This window comes from Ruminococcus champanellensis 18P13 = JCM 17042 (assembly GCF_000210095.1).
Taxonomy (GTDB): Bacteria; Bacillota; Clostridia; order Oscillospirales; family Ruminococcaceae; genus Ruminococcus_F; species Ruminococcus_F champanellensis.
In genome coordinates this window covers 101510-106504 of sequence record NC_021039.1, presented here as the reverse complement: position 1 = coordinate 106504, position 4995 = coordinate 101510, and the positions used below count along the sequence as shown (strand labels likewise).

Genomic DNA, 4995 nt, shown 5'->3' with positions numbered 1-4995 from the left:
TAAAGAGCGGTGGAAAGGGCATTTCCAACCGCATCGCATTGCGGAGTTCGTTCCACTTGGTGTTATTCATGCAGCTAAAGCTGCCTTTGCTGTAGGATCCGGAATGCCTGGCGTTTCCACGGCTCCTCCATGTTTATTCCTTTGCAGGCTCTACGGTTACGTCCTCCTTGGGGACATCTACCACATCCTCTGCCGGGGTCATGCGTGCGCCGCATGCCGGACAGAATACTGCGTCTGCAACGGTTTCCGCACCACATGCGGGACAATGACTCTTGTCAGGTGTCTCAGCAACAGATTCTTCTGCCGGTTCCTCCTGCTTGACCTTTGCACCGCAATAGGAGCAGAACACCGCACTGGACTTAACCCGCTTGCCGCATGCAGGACAGGTCGCACTGTTTTCCAGCTGGCTCAGCTCTGCCTGCTTCTGCTCAATCTCCTTCCGGGTCTCTGCAACCTTTGCGAACAGCTCCGCATATGCCTCATCCGCTTCTCCATTGCTTCTGGTGTAGAACAGCTCTCCGATCTCCCGGAACACACCGGCGGTCTTATCCTCCAGCCCGGAAATCTCGTGCTTCAGCTTTGCGGTTTCTGCCATCTTCTTTGCGCTGTTGGATGCACCCTTCACTGCCTTGCCGGTTGCAGCAGCCGCATTGGCTGCACTCTCCTTTACCTTATCGAAAAAATTACTCATATCTGCCATAGTCAGTTCCTCCTTGTCCGGGATGCTCTTGGCATCCTGCTCCTATCTGTAGTTTACCACGAATCTGCCGGATTGTCAATCCGGAATTTGATGCTCAGGTATGTGCATTTTGTACAATAATCAACATAATAAGTCGAAAAAATGTACGTTTCCGTCATTGCATTTTTGCTTGGAATATGATAGTCTATAAGCAAGCGGTAAGGAAGTGTGCATGCCGCGATCCCGCAATTGGAATATGCGTTCCTTTTGCGTTTTTGTTCCCTTTTATGTGTTAAAATATTCACAAACTTGCGGGATATACTAGCCATAAGCGGAAACGGGCACCCGTTTCCAGTACCCCCTTCTCAGAAAAAGGAGTGTGCAGTATGAACGAAAACCGTATTGTTGACAGCGTGGAGGCTCTGGAGGCAAAGCTCCGGGAAATCCGCAAGGCACAGACCCAGTTTTCCACCTACTCCCAGCAACAGGTGGACGCCATCTTCCGGGCAGCCGCCCTTGCCGCATGCAAGCAGCGGATCCCCCTGGCAAAGCAGGCTGTAGAGGAAACCGGCATGGGTGTTGTAGAGGACAAGGTCATCAAGAACCACTATGCGGCGGAGTACATCTACAACGCATATAAAAACGCCAAGACCTGCGGCGTGGTGGAGGAGGATGCGGCTTACGGCATCAAAAAAATCGCCGAGCCCATCGGGGTGATCGCTGCGGTGATCCCCACCACCAACCCCACATCCACCGCGATTTTTAAGACCCTGCTTGCATTGAAAACCCGGAACGGCATCATCATCAGTCCCCACCCCCGTGCCAAGCATTCTACCATTGCAGCGGCAAAGGTGGTACTGGAGGCGGCTGTTGCTGCCGGAGCGCCGGCGGGCATCATTGGCTGGATCGATGTGCCCAGTCTGGATCTGACCAACATGGTCATGAAGGAGGCGGACATCATCCTTGCAACCGGCGGCCCCGGTATGGTACACGCTGCATACTCCAGCGGCAAGCCTGCCATTGGAGTGGGTGCCGGCAATACCCCTGCCATTTTTGACGATACGGCGGATATCCTGCTGGCGGTCAACTCCGTGATCCATTCCAAGACCTTTGACAACGGTATGATCTGTGCATCGGAGCAGTCGGTGATCGTACTGGAATCCATCTATGACGCCGTGAAGCAGGAATTCCAAAAGCGGGGCTGCTACTTCCTGAGCCCGGAGGAAACCGAACAGGTACGCAAGACCATTCTCATCAACGGAGCGCTGAATGCCAAGATCGTGGGACAGCCTGCATACCGGATTGCCGAGCTGGCAGGTGTCGCTGTGCCGGAGCATACCAAGATCCTCATTGGCGAGGTGGAAAGCGTGGACATCAGCGAGGAATTCGCCCACGAAAAGCTGTCCCCTGTGCTTGCCATGTACAAGGCGGCGGACTTCCAGGATGCTCTGGACAAGGCGGAGCATCTGATCGCCGACGGAGGCTATGGGCATACCTCCTCTTTGTATGTGGACACAGTCACCGGTCAGGACAAGATCGCCCGGTTCAGCGCATGCATGAAAACCTGCCGGATTCTCATCAACACCCCCTCCTCCCACGGGGGCATCGGGGATCTGTACAACTTCAAGCTGGCTCCCTCCCTGACCCTGGGATGCGGCTCCTGGGGCGGCAACTCCGTATCCGAAAATGTGGGCATCAAGCACCTGCTGAACATCAAGACCGTGGCAGAAAGGAGAGAGAACATGCTTTGGTTCCGTGCACCCCAGAAGATCTATATCAAAAAGGGCTGCCTGCCGGTGGCGCTGGAGGAACTGGGCGCAGTAATGCACAAGCAGAAGGCGTTCATCGTTACCGACTCCTTCCTGTATCAGAACGGCTACACCAAGCCCATTACCGATAAGCTGGACGAACTGGGCATCCGCCACGCCACCTTCTTTGACGTGGCGCCGGATCCCACCCTTGCATGCGCAAAGGAAGGCACCAAAGCCATGACCGCCTTTGCGCCGGACTGCATCATTGCAGTGGGAGGCGGCTCCGCCATGGATGCGGCAAAGATCATGTGGGTGCTGTACGAGCATCCGGACGCTGATTTTCTGGATATGGCAATGCGGTTCTCCGACATCCGCAAGCGGATCTACACCTTCCCCCACATGGGAGAAAAGGCATCCTTTATTGCCATCCCCACCTCCGCCGGTACCGGCTCTGAGGTGACACCCTTTGCGGTGATTACTGACGAAGCCACCGGCACCAAGTATCCCCTGGCGGATTATGAGCTGATGCCCAACATGGCCATTGTGGATGCGGATCTGATGATGCATGCGCCCAAGGGTCTTACCTCCGCCTCCGGCATTGACGCTATGTCCCATGCACTGGAAGCATATGCTTCCGTCATGGCAACGGATTACACGGACGGCCTGGCGCTGAAGGCGATCCAGACCATCTTTGACTACCTGCCCCGTGCCTATGAAAAGGGCGCAGAGGATCCGGCAGCCCGTGAGAAAATGGCAAACGCCGCAACCATGGCAGGCATGGCATTTGCCAATGCCTTTCTGGGGGTATGCCACAGCATGGCACATAAGCTGGGCGCCTTCCACCACCTGCCTCACGGCATTGCCAATGCGCTGATGCTGGATGAGGTGCTCCGGTTCAATGCAGCGGAGGTTCCCACCAAAATGGGCACCTTCCCCCAGTACGACCATCCCCACACCCTGGCACGGTATGCGGAAATTGCAGAGTTCCTGCACATTTCCGGCAAGGATGACACAGAAAAGCTGGAGGGACTCATTGCAAAGCTGGACCAGCTGAAGGAACAGATCGGTATCAGGAAAACCATCCGGGATTACGGCATCGATGAAGCAGCGTTCCTGGAAAGCCTGGATGCCATGACCGAACAGGCTTTTGATGACCAGTGCACCGGTGCAAATCCCCGGTACCCGCTGATGTCCGAGATCAAGCAGATGTATCTGAACGCATATTACGGAAAATAAGGGAGGACAGGACGTATGAATCTGAACAATGTGGTTGCAGTGCGCAATATCAAAACCGTATACCGGGACGGGGACAAAGCCATTAAGGTATTCAACGAGGATTACTCCAAGGCGGATGTGCTGAACGAAGCGCTGAACCAGGCAAGGGTGGAGGAAACCGGTCTGGACATTCCCCGGATCCTGGAAGTCACAAAGCTGGACGGCAAGTGGGCGATCGTGTCGGATTTCATTGAGGGAAAGACCATGAGCCAGATCATGCAGGAGGAGCCGGAACGGATGAACGAGCTGCTGGAGCAGTTCGTAGGCATCCAGCTCCACATTCACGAACAACGTGCGCCCCTGCTGACCAAGCTAAAGGATAAAATGAACCGGAAGATCTCGGAAACCTCCCTGGATGCCACCACCCGGTATGAGCTGCACACGCGGCTGGAGGGCATGCCCAAGCACAACAAGGTGTGTCACGGGGATTTTAACCCCAGCAATATCATCATCACTCCGGCGGGCAAGTCCTATGTGATCGACTGGGCGCATGCCACGCAGGGCAACGCCAGTGCGGACGCTGCCAGAACCTACCTGCTGTTCATGCTCAAGGGACAGGAGCAGCTTGCGGAGCAGTACCTGCGGTTGTACTGCCTGCGCAGCAATACCGCCAAGCAGTATGTGCAGAAATGGCTCCCCATCGTTGCCGCCTCCCAGTCCGTGAAGGGCAAACCGGAGGAACGGGACTTTCTGCTGAAATGGGCGGACGTGGTGGAATACGAGTAAGGCAGCCTGATGATAGAAAAAGCAGTCCGGATGGACTGCTTTTTTGCGTATTTACTGAATCACGCCGATGCCCCAGATGGTGAAATCAGAGGAAGCGTTCTGCATGTTGATGGACACATTCAATGTTCCGGTGGTATCCTGGATGTATGCCAGATCCGCATCCGGACCGCCCCAGGTATACTGCTTATTGCCGCTGATGGTGGACTGCTTGCCGTTGACGTTGATCTGAACGGTGCCCATGCCGCTGGAATTTGCCTTGTACACCAGGAAAATGCCCTTGCCCTGGGTTGAAAAGGTCATGGGGGTATTGGCACTGTTCTTTGCAAAGGTAAGCCCATAGGGCAGCGTGCCGTAGCCATTCCCCTTCTGGAAGGAGCCGCTGTTGAAGCTGTTGAGCTGATCCAGGGGCACAATGGTGGCGGTGGTATACTCCGTGCCGTACACGGAGGTATCCGGCAGCACATATGGCTCGCTCCGGTTTTCGGTTTTCAGCGCCTGCCGGTAGAAATAGCCGATGCAGTCAGAGATCAGCTTTGCCCCCTCGGCGTGAGGATGGTACTCATC

Annotated in this window: 3 protein-coding genes and 1 pseudogene; 2 read left to right on the top strand and 2 right to left on the bottom strand. The window is 55.3% G+C overall.

Annotation, left to right across the window (positions count from 1 at the left end; genetic code table 11):
• Positions 1-133: 133 nt before the first annotated feature.
• Entirely contained in the window at positions 134-700 is a 567-nt protein-coding gene (locus RUM_RS00445) for a zinc ribbon domain-containing protein (protein ID WP_015557270.1), read from the bottom strand.
• A gap of 365 nt (positions 701-1065) precedes the next feature.
• Between RUM_RS00445 and adhE the strand changes: the two genes are divergently transcribed.
• Together adhE and RUM_RS00435 are read left to right on the top strand one after the other, a co-directional pair.
• Positions 1066-3666: a bifunctional acetaldehyde-CoA/alcohol dehydrogenase gene (gene adhE / locus RUM_RS00440; protein WP_015557269.1), complete on the top strand. Its 2601-nt coding sequence runs from the start codon at positions 1066-1068 to the stop codon at positions 3664-3666.
• Between the two features lie 15 nt (positions 3667-3681).
• The gene (locus tag RUM_RS00435; RefSeq protein ID WP_015557268.1) at positions 3682-4431 is read left to right on the top strand and encodes a phosphotransferase family protein; all 750 of its coding nucleotides are present in this window, start codon (positions 3682-3684) and stop codon (positions 4429-4431) included.
• Between the two features lie 51 nt (positions 4432-4482).
• Here the strand turns inward: RUM_RS00435 and RUM_RS00430 are convergent.
• Positions 4483-4995, bottom strand: a pseudogene (locus tag RUM_RS00430) (carbohydrate binding domain-containing protein); the annotation flags it as partial.

Coding starts and splice junctions, on each gene's coding strand:
- RUM_RS00435 (WP_015557268.1), top strand. CDS start 3,682: ATGAATCTGAACAATGTGGTTGCAGTGCGCAATATCAAAACCGTATAC.
- adhE (WP_015557269.1), top strand. CDS start 1,066: ATGAACGAAAACCGTATTGTTGACAGCGTGGAGGCTCTGGAGGCAAAG.
- RUM_RS00445 (WP_015557270.1), bottom strand. CDS start 700: ATGGCAGATATGAGTAATTTTTTCGATAAGGTAAAGGAGAGTGCAGCC.